At 59.2% G+C, this 17,026-nt stretch carries 17 protein-coding genes; 10 read left to right on the forward strand and 7 right to left on the reverse strand.

Annotated features, from left to right (window positions below; genetic code table 11):
* Position 1 precedes the first annotated feature (1 nt).
* Complete coding sequence (locus DNK50_RS08585; protein WP_099584949.1) at positions 2-1,318, reverse strand: nucleotide sugar dehydrogenase; 1,317 nt, start codon at positions 1,316-1,318, stop codon at positions 2-4.
* An 899-nt stretch (positions 1,319-2,217) separates the two neighbouring features.
* On the reverse strand, positions 2,218-2,997 hold the full coding sequence (yaaA, locus tag DNK50_RS08595) for a peroxide stress protein YaaA (protein ID WP_112193568.1): 780 nt from the start codon (positions 2,995-2,997) through the stop codon (positions 2,218-2,220).
* Positions 2,998-3,116: 119 nt separating this feature from the next.
* Between yaaA and DNK50_RS08600 the strand changes: the two genes are divergently transcribed.
* The 5 genes from DNK50_RS08600 (at position 3,117) to moaE (ending at position 7,198) form a co-directional block, all read left to right on the forward strand.
* A complete protein-coding gene (locus DNK50_RS08600) occupies positions 3,117-4,241 on the forward strand; it encodes a polysaccharide deacetylase family protein (protein ID WP_112193570.1) in 1,125 nt (374 codons plus the stop codon).
* A 322-nt stretch (positions 4,242-4,563) separates the two neighbouring features.
* The gene (locus tag DNK50_RS08605) at positions 4,564-5,958 is read left to right on the forward strand and encodes a PhoH family protein (RefSeq protein ID WP_032886372.1); all 1,395 of its coding nucleotides are present in this window, start codon (positions 4,564-4,566) and stop codon (positions 5,956-5,958) included.
* Positions 5,959-6,033: 75 nt separating this feature from the next.
* Positions 6,034-6,507 carry a cyclic pyranopterin monophosphate synthase MoaC gene (gene moaC, locus DNK50_RS08610; protein WP_099584952.1) on the forward strand — a complete coding sequence of 158 codons (474 nt, stop codon included), beginning with the start codon at positions 6,034-6,036 and terminating at the stop codon, positions 6,505-6,507.
* Positions 6,504-6,746 (forward strand): molybdopterin converting factor subunit 1, encoded by a 243-nt coding sequence (gene moaD, locus DNK50_RS08615; RefSeq protein ID WP_112193572.1) that lies wholly within the window; start codon positions 6,504-6,506, stop codon positions 6,744-6,746. The genes moaC and moaD overlap by 4 nt, the downstream gene beginning before the upstream one ends.
* Positions 6,747-6,748: 2 nt before the next feature.
* The gene (moaE, locus tag DNK50_RS08620; protein WP_099584954.1) at positions 6,749-7,198 is read left to right on the forward strand and encodes a molybdopterin synthase catalytic subunit MoaE; all 450 of its coding nucleotides are present in this window, start codon (positions 6,749-6,751) and stop codon (positions 7,196-7,198) included.
* Positions 7,199-7,284: 86 nt separating this feature from the next.
* On the opposite strand, the gene rhlB is transcribed toward moaE, so the two are convergent.
* Both rhlB and DNK50_RS08630 read right to left on the reverse strand, forming a co-directional pair.
* Positions 7,285-8,748 carry an ATP-dependent RNA helicase RhlB gene (gene rhlB, locus DNK50_RS08625; protein WP_177411600.1) on the reverse strand — a complete coding sequence of 488 codons (1,464 nt, stop codon included), beginning with the start codon at positions 8,746-8,748 and terminating at the stop codon, positions 7,285-7,287.
* Positions 8,749-8,843: 95 nt separating this feature from the next.
* Entirely contained in the window at positions 8,844-9,500 is a 657-nt protein-coding gene (locus tag DNK50_RS08630) for an alpha/beta hydrolase (protein WP_099584956.1), read from the reverse strand.
* A 348-nt stretch (positions 9,501-9,848) separates the two neighbouring features.
* Here DNK50_RS08630 and DNK50_RS08635 point away from each other — a divergent pair, with 348 nt between their 5' ends.
* From DNK50_RS08635 to DNK50_RS08650, 4 genes are all read left to right on the forward strand, one after another.
* Entirely contained in the window at positions 9,849-10,880 is a 1,032-nt protein-coding gene (locus DNK50_RS08635) for an amino acid ABC transporter substrate-binding protein (RefSeq protein ID WP_017526224.1), read from the forward strand.
* A 72-nt stretch (positions 10,881-10,952) separates the two neighbouring features.
* Positions 10,953-12,134, forward strand: a complete 1,182-nt coding sequence (locus DNK50_RS08640; protein WP_099584957.1) for an amino acid ABC transporter permease — start codon at positions 10,953-10,955, stop codon at positions 12,132-12,134.
* Between the two features lie 10 nt (positions 12,135-12,144).
* Positions 12,145-13,242: an amino acid ABC transporter permease gene (locus tag DNK50_RS08645; protein WP_099584958.1), complete on the forward strand. Its 1,098-nt coding sequence runs from the start codon at positions 12,145-12,147 to the stop codon at positions 13,240-13,242.
* Positions 13,243-13,253: 11 nt separating this feature from the next.
* Entirely contained in the window at positions 13,254-14,018 is a 765-nt protein-coding gene (locus DNK50_RS08650) for an amino acid ABC transporter ATP-binding protein (protein ID WP_003171943.1), read from the forward strand.
* A gap of 58 nt (positions 14,019-14,076) precedes the next feature.
* Here DNK50_RS08650 and DNK50_RS08655 read toward each other — a convergent pair whose 3' ends face one another.
* Positions 14,077-14,571: a type II toxin-antitoxin system MqsA family antitoxin gene (locus tag DNK50_RS08655; RefSeq protein ID WP_099584959.1), complete on the reverse strand. Its 495-nt coding sequence runs from the start codon at positions 14,569-14,571 to the stop codon at positions 14,077-14,079.
* Positions 14,568-14,879 (reverse strand): type II toxin-antitoxin system MqsR family toxin, encoded by a 312-nt coding sequence (locus DNK50_RS08660; protein ID WP_099584960.1) that lies wholly within the window; start codon positions 14,877-14,879, stop codon positions 14,568-14,570. Before DNK50_RS08660 ends, DNK50_RS08655 begins: the two co-directional genes overlap by 4 nt.
* 230 nt (positions 14,880-15,109) lie before the next feature.
* On the opposite strand from DNK50_RS08660, the gene DNK50_RS08665 reads away from it, so the two are divergent.
* Positions 15,110-16,375 (forward strand): CynX/NimT family MFS transporter, encoded by a 1,266-nt coding sequence (locus tag DNK50_RS08665; RefSeq protein ID WP_112193574.1) that lies wholly within the window; start codon positions 15,110-15,112, stop codon positions 16,373-16,375.
* On the opposite strand, the gene DNK50_RS08670 is transcribed toward DNK50_RS08665, so the two are convergent.
* Positions 16,372-17,022 carry a DUF1120 domain-containing protein gene (locus DNK50_RS08670; RefSeq protein ID WP_112193576.1) on the reverse strand — a complete coding sequence of 217 codons (651 nt, stop codon included), beginning with the start codon at positions 17,020-17,022 and terminating at the stop codon, positions 16,372-16,374. The two genes, DNK50_RS08665 and DNK50_RS08670, sit on opposite strands and share 4 nt — an antisense overlap.
* Positions 17,023-17,026 lie beyond the last annotated feature (4 nt).

Here is a 17,026-nt window from a genome sequence, read left to right on the forward strand (position 1 = left end):
GTTACCAGCAAATGCCTTCGGTGCGACCGGTCGTGCAGGTCGCCTTGGACATGAAGCCCACCAGGTCGATCACTTGCTTGCCGTGCGGTGCGTTCTGCGCCAGGGCGCGGAATTTCTCGTCACGGTTGCCCAGGATGATCACGTCGGAGTTGTTGATCACGTCGTCGAAGTCCGAGTTGAGCAGGGACGACACGTGCGGGATCTTGCCTTCGATGTAGTCCTTGTTCGCACCGTGGACACGGGCGTACTCGACGTTGCTGTCGTAGATGCTCAGGTCGTAGCCCTTGCCGATCAGCATTTCCGCGAGTTCTACCAGCGGGCTTTCACGCAGGTCGTCGGTGCCGGCCTTGAAGCTCAGGCCCAGCAGGGCGACTTTGCGCTTGTCGTGGCTGGAAACGATGTCGAAGGCGTTCTGCACCTGGGACTCGTTGCTGCGCATCAGCGAGTTGAGCAACGGCGCTTCCACGTCCAGGGAGCTGGCGCGGTAGGTCAGGGCACGCACGTCTTTTGGCAGGCACGAGCCGCCGAACGCGAAGCCTGGGCGCATGTAGTACTGGGACAGGTTGAGGGTCTTGTCCTGGCAGACTACTTCCATCACTTCACGACCATCGACGCCGACGGCCTTGGCGATGTTGCCGATCTCGTTGGCGAAGGTCACCTTGGTGGCGTGCCACACGTTGCAGGTGTACTTGATCATCTCGGCAACGGCGATGTCCTTGCGGATGATCGGCGCGTCGAGTTCTTCGTACAGCGACTGCAGGACATCGCCGGAGGCTTTGTCGAACTCGCCGATGACGGTCATCGGTGGCAGGTCGTAGTCGGCGATGGCGGTGGATTCACGCAGGAATTCCGGGTTGACCGCGACACCGAAGTCGACGCCGGCTTTCTTGCCGGAGCAGTCTTCGAGAATCGGGATGACCACGTTGGCCACGGTGCCCGGCAGCACGGTGCTGCGCACCACTACGGTGTGGCGGGTGGCTTTGTCACGCAGGACAAAACCGATTTCGCGGCACACGGCTTCGATGTAGTCGAGTTCCAGGTCGCCATTTTTCTTGCTCGGCGTGCCGACGCAAATCATCGACAGGTCGGTATCGCGGATGGCTTCGGCGAAGTTGGTGGTGCCGCGCAGTCGACCGGTTTCGATACCCTGGCTCAACAGCTCGCCCAGACCCGGTTCAACGATTGGCGATTTGCCAGCGTTGATAAGGTCGATCTTATCCTTGGAGATGTCTACGCCGACCACTTCGTGGCCACGGGCAGACAGGCAACCGGCACACACTGCGCCAACGTAACCTAGACCAAATATGCTGATGCGCATCGCATTTACCTCTTTGTCATTCAAGACTGTGTTAAACATGCCAATTAATGGCCGGAGTTCATGTTTGCAAGCGTCACTGATGCCGCGAAAGTTGGGCGAATAGACGCCGACTTACCGCGTACAGGCATGTTAAATAGTGAGTGGCTAACTAGTGCACTCAAGTTGTGCGCAACGTGGCCTTGTTGTTGGGACCTGCCCTCAAATGCAGCCGGCCTTCCTGGGAGAAGGGCCTGGCGCCAGTGCCGCAGGGCTTTGATAGAGGCTGCAAACCTTTAAATATCAATGCCTTGGGTTGACTCACTGACCATTAGGGGAGGTTTGGCCCTGGCCTTATAGGGAGAAGCAAATCATCCTTGTCGCCGCTCTTGATTAATCGGTTGGCAATATGACCAATGAGTCAAAGTTCAATGTGACAACTTCGCTACTTCCGTTGGTCGCCATGTAAGTCATCTCTTACAGAATCAGAGAATTTCGTTACCGGTGGTATGAGCCGTGCTTTTGGACGAAGTTCCAGACCGCCTATCCCGAGCGTGGAAATTTCTTGAAATATTAACCGAGATGGCACTGGTACTATATTGATAGCACTTGCTATTTGAGCCAGTAGTTACAGGGAGTTGGCGCGGTGGGATAGTTTTGTGCCACTAGTGTTTAAAAAAAGTGGTGCCACTACGAAAAAAAATCGGAAATGTCGAGTGAAATAAATGTTAGGGATGTGTCTGGATTTTTTTTGACGCCATAAATTTGACGATTCATGGTGGGAAATGCGGACAAAAATGTGGGAGGGGGCTTGCCCCCGATTGCAGCGGATCAGCCAAGTTATCTCTGGCTGACACACCGTCATCGGGGGCACGCCCCCTCCCACATTTGGATCTCATTGTCTGAAAGAAGGCTGCGAGGCCTTATTCCGGTGCGTGATCGCGCAAAAACACCAGGTTGTCCGGTTTGGACTGCTCCGCATTGAAGCGATAGCCCTGCACATCGAACTGTTTGAGCTTGGCCGGATCGTTGATGCGCTCCTCAATCACGAAGCGGCTCATCATGCCCCGGGCTTTTTTCGCGTAGAAACTGATGATTTTGTACTGGCCGTTCTTGAAGTCCCTGAACTCGGTATTGATGATCCGTGCCTTCAGGGCCGTGCGCTTGACCGCCGAGAAGTATTCGTTGGATGCCAGGTTGAGCAGTACATCATCGCCTTGCTCGGCCAGGGCTTCGTTGAGCCATTCGCTAATGCGCGTGCCCCAGAATGCGTACAGGTCCTTGCCACGGGTGTTGGCCAGTTTGGTGCCCATCTCCAGGCGGTACGGCATCATCAGGTCCAGCGGGCGCAGCAGGCCGTAGAGGCCCGAGAGCATGCGCAGATGGTCTTGGGCGTAGCTGAAGTCGGCATCGCTGAACGTCTCGGCATTGAGGCCGGTATATACGTCGCCCTTGAACGCCAGCAGAGCCTGCTTGGCATTCTCCGGAGTGAAGGCCGGCGTCCAGCTGCCGAAACGTGCGGCGTTGAGGCCGCCGATTTTGTCGGAAACGTGCATCAGCTCACTGATTTGCGCCGGGCTCAGCTCGCGCAATTGTTCGATCAGCTCCTGGGAGTGGTCGAGATATTGCGGCTGGGTGAAGCGTGGGGTCGCCGGTTTTGACTCGAAATCGAGGGTTTTGGCGGGGGAAATCACCGTCAGCATGAAGTCGTCTCCTGTAATCGTGGGGGGATTCTAGGGGCTGGGGCGGTTTGACTCCACCTATGATGCCGATAGGCGCGATCCGCTATAGTGGCCGACGACTCTGGAGAGGGAGACCCTGTGTGCGAATAGCACTGTTATTGGCCGCGTGCCTGTTAAGCCTGAACGCCCATGCGGCGCCGATGGACGTCGCCAGCCTGGACCGTGGCACCTGGCCCGAAAAACTCAGCAGCCCTGCGCTGTTCGACGTCGCCTCGCGCGCCGAAATCCTGATGTTCGCCCGCAGCCTGCTGGCCAGTGAGTCCTTGGGCGACGCAGCGCTCAAACAGCGCCTGGGCCTGAAGATCATCAACCAGGCCGCCATCGACGACCTGCGCCGCCAGCTCTGGCAACGCTTGCTGGAAAACTACACCGTCGCCCAACAGAGCTGCGAGGTGGATGCCTCGTTCTGCTACCTGGTGGAAAACATGGACGACCTGCGCGAACAGGCCGGCAAGTTCGAAGTCAGCGAAGACTCCTTCTATATAGGCTGGTCCGCCCCCAGCCATACCTTCCACGAACGCTACCTGGACGAACTGCTGCGCAAAGCCGCGTTGTTCCCGCAGATCAGCAGCGAAGTCGCGCGGTTCGGCGACCATGAACGTAACGGCGACGAGTTCAACGACCGTCTGTTTCTGCTGACCTTCGACGGCGGCCCGGCGCCGGTCAGTGGCAATACCGACTGGCTCGTCGATTACCTGCGCAAGCAGAAGATGAACGCCACCTTCTTTGCCCTCGGCAGCAGCCTGCAAACCCGCGTTGAGCGCAGTTCCGCCGCTGAGGTGGAGGCGTTGTACCAGGGCCAGTGCGTCGGCACCCAGGGCTGGCAGTACCGGTCCCATAGCCATTGGGTCGACTGGCAAAGCTCCATCACCCGCAGTGCCGCGCTGGTGCAGAACCTGATGCCGGAAAACTATGTGCCGCTGTTCCGCCCGCCCTATGGGCAGCGTCGTGCGGACAGCCAGGGTTTCTTTCAGTCCCAGGGTTTGCAGGTGGCGTTGTGGGACATCGATTCCCAGGACGAGCCGGGCAAGCTCAAGGCCGATGAGTCGATGCAGCGCGTGCTCACGCTGATGCTGCTGTGGCGCAAAGGGGTGATTGTATTCCACGATACCCAGGACAAGGCGCGGGTGGCATTGCCTCTGTTGCTACAGGCAACGGCGCAGAGTGGCTTGGGTTGGCAGGACTGCCGGGAAGCCTTTCGTTAAAAATATGAAGTGCCCGCCCCTGTTGGGTTTAAGGCGAAATGGGGGTGATTTTGTGCGACGTTTCGAGGCAGGCGGACTTCCGACTTTAACGGGGTGCATGGCACTCGGCTAGTGCTATTCGTCATCCTGAAAAATAAACTTCAAAAAAGCGTCAAAGTGCTTTTTTCTGTCATGGGTTTTGCGGTATTACGAAGTCAGATCGCCGAAACCTGCACCACAGGTGGCGTCTTCCAAGACTCCTTTTGCGGTGTGTTCGGCGGTCAATCGAGGCGCAGCACTGTCGTGGTATTGCGTCGACTGGCTCCCACAAAGGTGACCGAGTATGGATGATCATGGACGCACCCCTTCTTCCGACCAGCCAATCCTTTATGTGCTTGATACCAACGTACTGATCCACGATCCAAACGCACTGCTTAACTTCGAAGAACACCACGTCGCCATCCCGATGATTGTGCTTGAGGAACTCGACAAGCTCAAAAGTGGGCACCACAGCGTTGCCGCCGAATGCCGCCAGGCCATCCGCCTGATCGACAAGACCCTGGGCGAAGCCTCACCCGAGGATGTTGAAGTCGGCGTGCCGATCCAGCGTGGCAAAAGCGGGCCCAAGGGCTTGCTGTCGATCCTGATGAGCAAGCGCAGCGAGCCCAACAGCCTGCTGCCGGAAAACCTCAACGACAACAAAATCATCAACCAATTGATCGACCTGCACGCGCGCGACAAGGACCTGCGCCTGGTGCTGGTGACCAAAGACATCAATATGCGCCTCAAGGCCCGAGCGTGCGGGATCGCGGCCGAGGACTACAGCACCGACCAACTGGTCGATGACGTTTCAATGCTGTCCCGGGGTTATCACACGGTGACCGGCTCGTTCTGGGACCTCGTGAGCAAGGTCGAAACCCGTCAGGACCACGGCCGCACCTGGCATCAGGTGCAACTGATCGACAACCTGCCGGCCGTGCACATCAATGAATTCATCATCGACGAACAGGGTTTTGTAGGCTGGATCAAAGAGATTCAGGTCGACAAGCTGCTGATCCTCGACCTGCATCAGGAACCCCTGCTGCACCAGGAAGCCTGGGGCCTGAAACCGCGTGACATCTACCAGAGCCTGGCGCTGTACGCGCTACTCGACCCGGACATCCACCTGGTCAATCTGACCGGCGCCGCGGGTTCCGGTAAAACCATCCTCGCCCTGGCCGCTGCTATCGAGCAGACCATGGTCACCAAGCGCTATCGCCGCATCATCGCCACCCGGAGCGTGCAGGGCCTGGACCAGGAAATCGGTTTCCTGCCCGGCACCGAAGCGGAAAAAATGGAGCCATGGTTGGGGGCGATCACCGACAACCTCGAAGCCTTGCACATGGATGACGAAAACACCCATGGCAGCGTCGACTACATCCTCAGCAAAGTGCCGTTGCAGTTCAAATCCCTCAACTACATCCGAGGTCGCAGCTTCCAGCAAAGCCTGATTTTGATCGATGAATGCCAGAACCTCACGCCGCACCAGATGAAGACCATCATCACCCGTGCCGGCGCCGGTTCAAAAGTGGTGTGCCTGGGCAACCTGGCGCAGATCGACACCCCTTACCTGTCCGCGACCAGCTCCGGGCTGACCTACCTGACGGAACGCTTCAAAGACTTCCCCAACGGCGTGCACATTGCGCTGCAAGGGGTGCCTCGCTCGATTCTGGCCGAATACGCCGAATCCCATCTGTAAACGCGGTCACTGTGGGAGGGCGCTTGCTCCCTCCCACATGGTTTACACTCGCGGCTCCTGATCAGGAGTATCGCTGTGCTGACTCATCTCGATTCCCAAGGTCGCGCCCATATGGTCGACGTCACCGACAAGTCCGTGACGTTCCGTGAGGCGGTGGCTGAAGCGCGGGTGCGCATGTTGCCAGGCACCCTGCAAATGATTGTCGACGGCGCCCACCCCAAGGGCGACGTGTTTGCCGTGGCCCGCATCGCCGGGATCCAGGCTGCCAAGAAAACCAGTGACTTGATCCCCCTTTGCCATCCGTTGATGCTCACCGGCGTCAAGGTTGAACTGAGCGCCGATGGCGTGGACGCCGTGCATATCGTGGCGCGCTGCAAACTGTCCGGGCAGACCGGCGTAGAGATGGAAGCACTGACCGCTGCCAGTGTCGCTGCACTGACGATCTACGACATGTGCAAGGCCGTGGATCGCGGCATGACCATCGAAAGTATTCGCCTATTGGAAAAACTGGGCGGCAAGAGCGGGCATTTCAAGGCGGATCAAGTATGAGCATTAACGTACTGTTTTTTGCGCGCTATGCCGAAGCGGTGGGCTTCGATTCGCTGGAGATGGAAGGTGAGTTTGCCACCGTTGATGCCGTGCGCCTGGCGTTGGCCGGTGACCCCGAGTTTGCCGTCCTCAACGAGACGAGCCTGATGTGCGCCCGCAACGAGGAGTTGTGCAGCCTCGACGAACTGGTGCAAGCAGGCGATGAAGTCGCGTTCTTCCCGCCCGTGACCGGAGGCTGAGCATGGCCATCCGTGTGCAGGTCCAGGCGTTTGATCCCGGTGCCGAAGTCAACGCCATGCACGCGGCCAACGTGGGCGTGGGCGCGGTGGTGAGCTTTGTCGGTTATGTGCGCGACTTCAATGACGGCCGCGATGTGTCGGGGATGTTCCTGGAGCATTACCCCGGCATGACCGAAAAGGCCTTGGCCAAGATCGCCGTGGAAGCCGAGCAACGCTGGCCGCTGCTCAAGCTCGAAGTGCTGCACCGCGTTGGCGCGTTGGAGCCGGGTGAGCCGATTGTGTTTGTCGCGGCCGCCAGTGCCCATCGCCAGGCGGCGTTTGATGCGTGTGCGTTTGTGATGGATTACTTGAAGACCCGGGCGCCGTTCTGGAAGAAAGAGAACACCCCCGAAGGGGCGCGCTGGGTGGAAGGGCGGGACAGCGACCACGCTGCCGCGGATCGCTGGAAATAGCCCGCCGAACACCTCTCTTAAAATCACCTCAAATCAAATGTGGGAGGGGGCAAGCCCCCTCCCACATTTTTACTGCATTCCAAGCCTTAGGGGCGCTTGCGCTCCACGGCACGCAGCAAGTGCGTCGGCGGTGTCTCGCAGCTGATCTTGCGGCCCAGCAAGGTCTCGATCGATGGCAACTGATACGAGTCATCTTCTCCCGCAAAGCTGATCGACACACCCGCAGCACCCGCACGGCCGGTACGGCCAATCCGGTGCACGTAGTCGTCCGGCACTTCCGGCAGGGTGAAGTTGATCACGTGGCTGATGCCGTCGATATGAATCCCGCGCCCGGCGACGTCAGTGGCCACCAGCACGCGGATCTTGCCTTCGCGGAAACCTTCCAGGGTCTTGATGCGCTTGTGTTGTGGCACATCGCCCGACAGTTGCGCGGCGTTGACGCCGTCGCGCACCAGGCGCTCTTCGATACGGCGTACTTCGTCCTTGCGGTTGGCGAACACCATGACGCGCTCCCAACCGTTGTCGTTGATCAGGTTGTAGAGCAGCTTGTACTTGTCGGCACCGGCCACAGCGTAAATGTGCTGTTCGACGTTTTCGCTGGCGACGTTCAGCGCTTCGATCTCGACGATGGACGGGTCGGTGGTCCACTGCTTGGCGAGGTTCATCACGTCTTCGGTGAAGGTCGCGGAGAACAGCAGCGTCTGGCGCTCGTTTTTCGGCGGGGTCTGGCGAATGATCTGGCGCACTTGCGGGATGAAACCCATGTCGAGCATGCGGTCGGCTTCGTCCAGCACCATCACTTCGACCATGTCCAGGTGCACGTCGCCGCGCTGGTTGAAGTCCAGCAGGCGGCCGGGGGTGGCGACCAGGATGTCGCAGTGGCGGGCTTCGAGGTGCTTGAGCTGTTTATCGAAGTCCATGCCACCGACGAAGGTCATCACATTTAGGCCGGTGTACTTGGTCAGGTCGGCGGCGTCCTTGGCGATCTGTACCACCAGCTCCCGGGTCGGGGCGATGATCAGCGCGCGCGGTTCACCCATGTAGCGCTCTTTCGGCGGCGGTGTTTGCAGTAGCTGGGTGATGATCGAGATCAGGAACGCGGCGGTCTTGCCGGTGCCGGTCTGGGCACGGCCGATGGCGTCTTTGCCGGCAAGGGTGAAGCCAAGCACCTGCGCCTGGATCGGCGTGCAGTAAGGGAAGCCCAGGTCCTGGATGGCGTGCATCAGTTCCGGAGCCAGTTTGAAATCGTGGAAGCGGGTTTTACCTTCCTGGGGCTCGACGACGAAGTCTTCGAGTTTCCAGGGAATGACGACCGGTTTGGGCGCACGTTCCCGGCGCGGCTTCGGGGCTGGCGCGGCTTCAGCCTGAGGTGTCGCCTGTTCGGGCGGTGTCACCGGCGGCGTCTTCGGCTGCGCGACAGGTGCGGTCCGGCCGGGCTGTTGGCCGTCATTGCGGCTGCCGGAGGAGGGGACAGGAGCACTGGGAACAGGCGCGAGCGGCTCAGCCTCGCTTTTGCCGAACATCTTCTTGAGTGCTTTGAGCACGGTGATCTCATTAATTGGTTAAGGAATGTACGCCGGCCAGTGTAATGCAAGAATCGGGCGCGGCGTAGTGCGTCTGTCATACGGCTACATAAACGTGGATTTCAGCGCAGGCGCTCGGCCAGCCAAGTGCCGATATCGCGTATCTCTTCAGGTAACACTTCGTGACCCATTGGGTATTCCTGCCATGTCACGGTGACACCACGGCTCTTCAGGTGCTCGTACGCCGTACGGCCCATGGCGTTCTGTACCACGTCGTCGTACTGGCCGTGCAGGCACAGGGCCGGAATGCGCTGCTGGCTGGCCGACAATTCCAGCTCATCACCAAAGGTAGGCGCGTAAGTGGAGAGGGCGATGACGCCACCCAGCGGGCCTTCCCAATTCATAAACGCAGTGTGGAAGACCACGGCGCCGCCCTGGGAAAAACCCGCAAGAAAAATTCGCGAAGCGTCTATTCCGGTTCTCTTCTGGGCCTCGATCAAATCCGTGAGCATTTTTGCCGATACTTCCAGCTCTTCCAGACTGATGGAACGCGCCGGGCTCATGGCCTTGATGTCGTACCAGCTCGGCATCTCGTAGCCGCCATTAATAGTCACCGCACGGGTCGGCGCCTGGGGCAATACAAAGCGGGTGGTCTGCAATTCTTCCTGCAACGCTTCAGCCACCGGCAAGAAGTCGTAGCGATCGGCACCCAGGCCATGCAACCAGATTACGCAGGCGTCTGCGGGCTTGGCGGGCTGAAGAATCAAGGGGTCGGTCATGTCTGCTCCATAAAGGTGCGTGCGCTCCGATTAAGTGCGACGGAACGGTGCGCTAGAGGTTGATCTGTTAAGAGAATGTCGCAAGGCTGAATCTTTTTCTATTGACGATGGGCTGAAACGACTCAGCCGCGACTCTGGTACGCGCCTTGCTACGTGTAGGTCGATGTCAGAACTTTCTTGTGACGGTAACACTATCAGTGAGTGCCGCTTGTAGGAAAGCAGCTGGAATTATCGCGACAGCCTCATGCCGCTTGGCCCTAAAAAAAACCAACACGGGTCGATATCGCCTCATAAGGGTGCGCTGAGGTTCGGAGCTTCGACACAACAAGAGCGTATTTGGAGGTTTGAATGAAGGTATTGAAATCCACCCTGGCCATCGTTTCCGCGGCCGCTGTACTGGGTGTCAGTGGTTTCGCCCAAGCTGGCGCCACTCTGGACGCCGTGCAGAAGAAAGGCTTTGTGCAATGCGGTGTGAGTGACGGCTTGCCGGGTTTCTCGGTACCGGATGCCAGTGGCAAGATCCTCGGGATCGACGCTGACGTTTGCCGCGCTGTAGCCGCTGCTGTGTTCGGCGACGCGACCAAGGTCAAGTTCAGCCAGTTGAACGCCAAGGAGCGTTTCACCGCGCTTCAGTCCGGCGAAGTCGACATCCTTTCGCGCAACACCACCATGACCAGCTCCCGTGACGCAGGCATGGGCCTGAAATTCCCGGGCTTCATTACCTACTACGACGGCATCGGCTTCCTGGTAAACAACAAGCTGGGCGTCAAAAGCGCCAAGGAACTGGACGGTGCAACCATCTGCATCCAGGCCGGTACCACCACCGAGCTGAACGTTTCCGACTACTTCCGTGGCAACGGTCTGAAATACACCCCGATCACCTTCGACACCTCCGACGAAAGCGCCAAGTCGCTGGAATCCGGTCGTTGCGACGTGCTGACCTCCGACAAGTCCCAACTGTTCGCCCAGCGCAGCAAGCTGGCCTCGCCGAAGGACTACGTGGTTCTGCCGGAAACCATTTCCAAGGAACCCCTGGGCCCGGTCGTGCGTAATGGCGACGACGAGTGGCTGGCTATCGTGCGCTGGGTAGGCTACGCCATGCTCAACGCTGAAGAGGCCGGTATCACCTCGAAAAACGTTGAAGCTGAAGCCAAGTCCACCAAGAACCCGGACGTTGCACGTCTGCTCGGTGCTGACGGCGAATACGGCAAAGACCTGAAAGTGAAGAAAGACTGGGTCGTACAGATCGTCAAGCAAGTCGGTAACTACGGCGAAGTGTTCGAGCGCAACCTGGGCAAGAGCACCCCGCTGGAAATCGACCGTGGCCTGAACGCGCTGTGGAACAACGGCGGCATTCAATACGCACCCCCTGTGCGCTGATCGCTGATGGTTCTGTCACCCGGTGGGCCAACCGCCGGGTGATGTTCTGTTCCATTCTTTCCGGGGCACTTCATGCAAAATCAAATCGGCGCACCAAAGCAGAAGCTCAGCTTCAGCGATCCCAAAGTGCGTGCGTGGCTCTTCCAGATCATCACGATTGTGGCGGTGGTCTCGCTGGGCTGGTACCTCTTCAACAATACCCAGACCAACCTTCAACACCGGGGCATTACCTCGGGTTTCGACTTTCTTGAGCGCAGTGCCGGCTTTGGCATCGCGCAGCACTTGATCGACTACACCGAATCGGACAGCTATGCCCGCGTCTTTGTAATCGGCCTGCTCAATACCTTGCTGGTGACCGTGATCGGCGTGGTCCTGGCAACCTTGCTCGGCTTCATCATCGGCGTGGCGCGCCTGTCGCCGAACTGGATGATCAACAAGCTGGCGACGGTGTACGTGGAAGTGTTCCGCAACATTCCGCCGTTGCTGCAGATCCTGTTCTGGTACTTCGCGGTGTTCCTGACCATGCCGGGGCCGCGCAATAGCCATAACTTCGGTGACACCTTCTTTGTCAGCAGCCGAGGCCTGAACATGCCGGCAGCACTGGCCGCTGACGGGTTCTGGCCCTTTGTGGCCAGCGTGGTGGTGGCGATCGTGGCAATTGTGCTGATGGCGCGTTGGGCCAACAAGCGCTTTGAAGCCACTGGCGTTCCGTTCCACAAGTTCTGGGCGGGCCTGGCGCTGTTCATCGTGATCCCGGCGTTGTGCGCCCTGATCTTCGGTGCACCGTTGCACTGGGAAATGCCCAAGCTGCAAGGCTTCAACTTTGTCGGCGGCTGGGTGCTGATCCCTGAACTGCTGGCACTGACCCTGGCACTGACTGTTTATACGGCAGCGTTTATCGCCGAGATCGTGCGTTCGGGCATCAAGTCCGTCAGCCACGGCCAGACCGAAGCTGCGCGCTCCCTGGGCCTGCGCCCTGGGCCGACGCTGCGCAAGGTCATCATCCCGCAAGCCTTGCGGGTGATCATTCCGCCGCTGACCAGCCAATACCTGAACCTGGCGAAAAACTCGTCGTTGGCCGCCGGTATCGGTTACCCGGAAATGGTTTCGCTGTTTGCCGGCACGGTGCTCAACCAGACCGGCCAGGCCATCGAAGTCATTGCCATCACCATGAGCGTGTACCTGGCGATCAGCATCAGCATTTCCCTGCTGATGAACTGGTACAACAAGCGCATTGCGCTGATCGAGCGGTGAGGAAACGCCCATGAGTACGCATACGTTCAAACCTGATATGCCGCCGCCGAACAAAGTCTTCGGCCCGGTGGCATGGATGCGCGCCAACCTGTTTTCCAGTTGGCTCAACACCCTGCTGACCTTGCTGTCGCTGTACCTGGTCTACCTGGTAGTACCGCCGATCCTGCATTGGGCCATCCTCGATGCGAACTGGGTCGGCACCACACGCGCCGATTGCACCAAAGAGGGCGCCTGCTGGGTGTTTATCCAACAGCGCTTCGGGCAGTTCATGTACGGCTACTACCCCGGCGACCTGCGCTGGCGCGTAGACCTGACCGTGTGGCTGGCCATCGTTGGCGTGGCGCCGTTGTTCATCTCGCGCTTTCAGCGCAAGGCGATCTACGGCCTGGGCTTCCTGGTGCTGTACCCGATCATCGCCTACTTCCTGTTGCACGGCGGCATCTTCGGCCTGGCCAACGTGGCGACCAGCCAATGGGGCGGCTTGATGCTGACCCTGGTGATCGCCACTGTCGGTATCGCCGGCGCCTTGCCCCTGGGCATCGTGCTGGCGTTGGGACGGCGCTCGAACATGCCGGCGATTCGAGTGGTCTGCGTGACCTTCATCGAATTCTGGCGCGGCGTGCCGTTGATCACCGTGCTGTTCATGTCCTCGGTGATGCTGCCGCTGTTCCTGCCGGAAGGCATGGGCATCGACAAGCTGCTGCGGGCGTTGATCGGCGTGATCCTGTTCCAGTCGGCCTATGTGGCCGAAGTGGTGCGCGGTGGCTTGCAGGCGATTCCCAAGGGGCAGTACGAAGCGGCCGCCGCAATGGGCCTCGGATATTGGCGCAGCATGGGCCTGGTGATTCTGCCGCAAGCCCTGAAGCTGGTGATCCCCGGTATCGTCAACACGTTTATTGCGCTGTTCAAGGACACCAGCCTGGTGATCATCATCGGCCTGTTCGACCTGCTCAACAGTGTCAAGCAAGCCGCCGCCGACCCGAAATGGCTGGGCATGGCCACTGAAGGCTACGTGTTCGCCGCCCTGGTGTTCTGGATTTTCTGTTTTGGTATGTCGCGCTATTCCATTCATTTGGAACACAAGCTCGACACAGGCCACAAGCGTTAGGAGTTGTTGTTATGAGCGAAGCAATCAAACAGCCTGTGAGCCCTGAAGGCATTATCCAGATGCAGGGCGTCAACAAGTGGTACGGCCAGTTCCACGTGTTGAAAGACATCAACCTCAACGTCAAGCAGGGCGAGCGTATCGTGCTGTGCGGCCCGTCGGGTTCGGGCAAGTCCACCACCATCCGCTGCCTCAACCGTCTGGAAGAGCACCAGCAGGGCCGCATCGTGGTCGATGGCGTGGAACTGACCAACGACCTCAAGCAGATCGAAGCGATCCGCCGTGAAGTCGGCATGGTGTTCCAGCACTTCAACCTGTTCCCGCACCTGACCATCCTGCAGAACTGCACGCTGGCGCCGATGTGGGTGCGCAAGATGCCCAAGCGCAAGGCCGAAGAAATCGCCATGCACTACCTGGAGCGCGTGCGCATTCCGGAGCAGGCCCACAAGTTTCCGGGGCAACTGTCCGGCGGCCAGCAACAGCGTGTGGCGATTGCCCGCGCCCTGTGCATGAAGCCGAAAATCATGCTGTTCGACGAGCCAACCTCGGCGCTGGACCCGGAAATGGTGAAGGAAGTACTCGACACCATGATCGGCCTGGCCGAAGACGGCATGACCATGTTGTGCGTAACCCACGAGATGGGCTTCGCCCGCACCGTGGCCAACCGCGTGATCTTCATGGACAAGGGCGAGATCGTGGAACAGGCAGCGCCGAATGACTTCTTCGACAACCCGCAGAATGACCGGACCAAGTTGTTCTTGAGCCAGATTTTGCATTAATCGATAGATGATGCTTGAAAATAAACCCGGCCTTGGCGCCGGGTTTATTATTTGTGATCTATGAGGCTTTCAGCGTTTCAGTCTCGTCGTGGACGGTATAGGTGAAAGCGCCACGCAAATCAGCACCTTCGGCCAGAATTCTTGCTTGCGCCAGCAAATGCGGATGGCGATCCAACAACCGAATCAGTAGCACTAAGGGCTTGGGCGCAAGAAGCTCGCCGCGTTCGTAGCGAGAGAATGCGTTGTGGCCGGCCCCGGACAGCAAATCTACTGCCTCTTTTTGCGTAAGGTGCAGTTTGCGGCGGGTACGTTTAATCTCGGCGCCGATCATTTTCCGAGCGGCGAGGGTGAGTTCGTCTTTCGCTTCGCCGTAACGGTCAGCGCTGTCGTTGTCGGGATCCCAGAAACCGTCGCCACACACCTCGCATTCCCAGCCTGAAAGATTATCGACCCGACGCTCCATGCCTTTGATGCGGATGGTTTCACTGCGTCCCTCGTAATAGCTCAACGCATCAGGAGCGCCACAGATGTAGCAAAGCTCTTTTTCTTTCATGGGTTTTTCTCCTTGAAGGAGACTACCGGAGGCCTACCGTCAGTGCGGTATGTGACCTTGATGTAAATCTCCTTACCTTTTGAGTGGATGTGATACACATCTTGCCAAACTCGATGGTCTCCATAGGTGGTCATCGACTTGTGCAGCATCCAGTTCTGCAGCTCATAGATGACCTCCTGCATATCCTTGATACTAAGGCCAAGAGCATCGCCGCACTCTTCTGCAGTGCGGGTAAACGCCTTCCTTCCAAGCCGCCTGACATCCGCCTTTATCCCCGCCAGATCGTAATGAGGTGTGTACTTTTCCATAAGACACCTGAGCCGAATAATTACCCTCTAAGGGTAATTTTACCAATCGAAAATACTGCTCCTTTTCCTGCCTAAGAACCGTAGTGCGTTGCCTTTGTAGGCAGCGCTGAATAGGCTGTAGGAAAATTCATCCTATGGTTGGGCGAAAGTCCGCATCCCACGACAGACGACCAGCGTCGGTCTGACGCCTGGTGGACCCCGTGCCAAATCCCTCTGCCGATAGTTGATCAATGAACCTTCCATCCAAACACACGACCGAACTCGAAGAACTGTTGATTGACGCCGAAGCCGACGATGACGTCGTGCAGCACGCGCCTGCGACGGTGAACCGCCCCTGGCTGTTGCTGTTGGGCCTGGTGCTGGTGGCGCTGAACCTGCGTCCGGCGCTGTCCAGCATGGCGCCGGTGCTCGGTGACGTATCCAGCAGCCTGGGCTTGTCGGCGGCCAAGGCCGGTCTGCTGACCACCTTGCCCGTGCTGTGCCTGGGGCTGTTTGCGCCCATGGCTCCGATCCTGGCGCGGCGTTTTGGCGCTGAGCGCGTGGTGCTGGGGATTTTGCTGACACTGGCTGCCGGTATCATCCTGCGCAGTTCCTTCGGCGAGGTCGGTCTGTTCGTCGGCAGCCTGATCGCCGGCGCAAGCATCGGCATCATCGGCGTGTTGCTGCCGGGTATCGTCAAGCGCGATTTCGCCAAGCACGCGGGCACCATGACGGGCGTCTACACCATGGCGCTGTGCCTGGGTGCAGCGCTGGCGGCGGGGGCGACGGTGCCGTTGAGTCACTATTTCGGCGACAACTGGACTGTGGGCCTGGGCTTCTGGATGCTGCCGGCGCTGGTGGCGGCGCTGTTCTGGTTGCCGCAGATCGGACAGAAACACGGCGCTCACCGTGTCGCGTATCGGGTCAAGGGCTTGTTGCGTGATCCGCTGGCCTGGCAGGTGACCCTGTACATGGGGCTGCAATCGTCCCTGGCCTATATCGTGTTCGGCTGGTTGCCTTCGATCCTGATTGACCGAGGCTTGAGTGCCACCGAAGCAGGGTTGGCGCTGTCTGGCTCCATTATTGTGCAGCTATTGAGTTCCCTGGCGGCCCCGTGGTTGGCCACTCGTGGCAAAGACCAGCGCCTGGCAATCCTGGTGGTGATGCTGCTGACGTTGGGCGGGCTGTTCGGTTGCCTGTATGCGCCTTTGGACGGTTTGTGGGGCTGGGCGATTCTGCTCGGCCTGGGGCAGGGCGGCACCTTCAGCCTGGCGCTGACCTTGATCGTGTTGCGTTCGCGAGATGCCCATGTGGCGGCCAACCTGTCGAGCATGGCCCAGGGCATCGGGTACACCCTGGCATCCCTCGGCCCGTTGGCGGTTGGGCTGATGCATGACTGGACCGGTGGCTGGGCGGCCATCGGCTGGATTTTCGCGGTGATCGGCCTGGGCGCGATCATCGCTGGGCTGGGCGCCGGGCGTGCGCGGTATGTGCAAGTCAGCAGCGAAAAACGCTAGAGGTACACGACCTCCAAGGTGGCCAGGCCATCGAGTCGGGTGTCGCTGCTCAGGTCCAGGTTTTGCGTGGCGTTGATCACGGTCTCGACCTTGACCGTGCTGATCAGCTCCTGGATCGCCGACGGGCCGGCCGTGCTGCCGGCGATGGCGGTGAAGCCCAGGTAGCTGTTGGCGCCAATGTTGATCGGGTTGAGGTTGGCGGTACGCCAGGCCAGCCCGCCCGTGGTGGACTCGGTGCCGTAGACCTGCGTGGTGCTGTCGACTTGAGTCTGGCGAGGGTCGAAGGTCATGGAATACAGGCCGATGCGGTTGCCGCTCTTGTCCAAGCCCAGGCCGTAGTAAATCTCGCTGTTGACCATGGCCGAGCCGTCCCGATTGTCGTGCATGCGCAAGGCGAAACGGCTTGGCGCGCTACAGTCGATGCTGACTTGCAGCAGCTTGACCGGCAGACGGGTGCTTTTGTCCGGGCTCAGGTCTTGGTGGGACATTTTGCCGTAGTCGATCATTGCACCGTTGGACAGTAATGGATTGCACGCGGTGGGCGTGATCCGACCCTTGACCGCCAGATCCACGATCGAAGCGGCCTGTGCATTGGGCGTACTACCGAGCAGCAGCAGGGTGAAAAGGGCGATGTCGTGCTTTTTCATGAGG

The sequence above is a fragment of the Pseudomonas sp. LG1E9 genome (assembly GCF_003290225.1).
Classification (GTDB): Bacteria; Pseudomonadota; Gammaproteobacteria; order Pseudomonadales; family Pseudomonadaceae; genus Aquipseudomonas; species Aquipseudomonas cyclaminis.

Coding starts and splice junctions, on each gene's coding strand:
- DNK50_RS08585 (WP_099584949.1), bottom strand. CDS start 1,318: ATGCGCATCAGCATATTTGGTCTAGGTTACGTTGGCGCAGTGTGTGCC.
- DNK50_RS08670 (WP_112193576.1), bottom strand. CDS start 17,022: ATGAAAAAGCACGACATCGCCCTTTTCACCCTGCTGCTGCTCGGTAGT.
- DNK50_RS08640 (WP_099584957.1), top strand. CDS start 10,953: ATGCAAAATCAAATCGGCGCACCAAAGCAGAAGCTCAGCTTCAGCGAT.
- moaE (WP_099584954.1), top strand. CDS start 6,749: ATGGCCATCCGTGTGCAGGTCCAGGCGTTTGATCCCGGTGCCGAAGTC.
- DNK50_RS08660 (WP_099584960.1), bottom strand. CDS start 14,879: ATGGAAAAGTACACACCTCATTACGATCTGGCGGGGATAAAGGCGGAT.
- DNK50_RS08630 (WP_099584956.1), bottom strand. CDS start 9,500: ATGACCGACCCCTTGATTCTTCAGCCCGCCAAGCCCGCAGACGCCTGC.
- DNK50_RS08645 (WP_099584958.1), top strand. CDS start 12,145: ATGAGTACGCATACGTTCAAACCTGATATGCCGCCGCCGAACAAAGTC.
- DNK50_RS08665 (WP_112193574.1), top strand. CDS start 15,110: ATGAACCTTCCATCCAAACACACGACCGAACTCGAAGAACTGTTGATT.
- moaD (WP_112193572.1), top strand. CDS start 6,504: ATGAGCATTAACGTACTGTTTTTTGCGCGCTATGCCGAAGCGGTGGGC.
- DNK50_RS08655 (WP_099584959.1), bottom strand. CDS start 14,571: ATGAAAGAAAAAGAGCTTTGCTACATCTGTGGCGCTCCTGATGCGTTG.
- DNK50_RS08635 (WP_017526224.1), top strand. CDS start 9,849: ATGAAGGTATTGAAATCCACCCTGGCCATCGTTTCCGCGGCCGCTGTA.
- DNK50_RS08605 (WP_032886372.1), top strand. CDS start 4,564: ATGGATGATCATGGACGCACCCCTTCTTCCGACCAGCCAATCCTTTAT.
- yaaA (WP_112193568.1), bottom strand. CDS start 2,997: ATGCTGACGGTGATTTCCCCCGCCAAAACCCTCGATTTCGAGTCAAAA.
- DNK50_RS08650 (WP_003171943.1), top strand. CDS start 13,254: ATGAGCGAAGCAATCAAACAGCCTGTGAGCCCTGAAGGCATTATCCAG.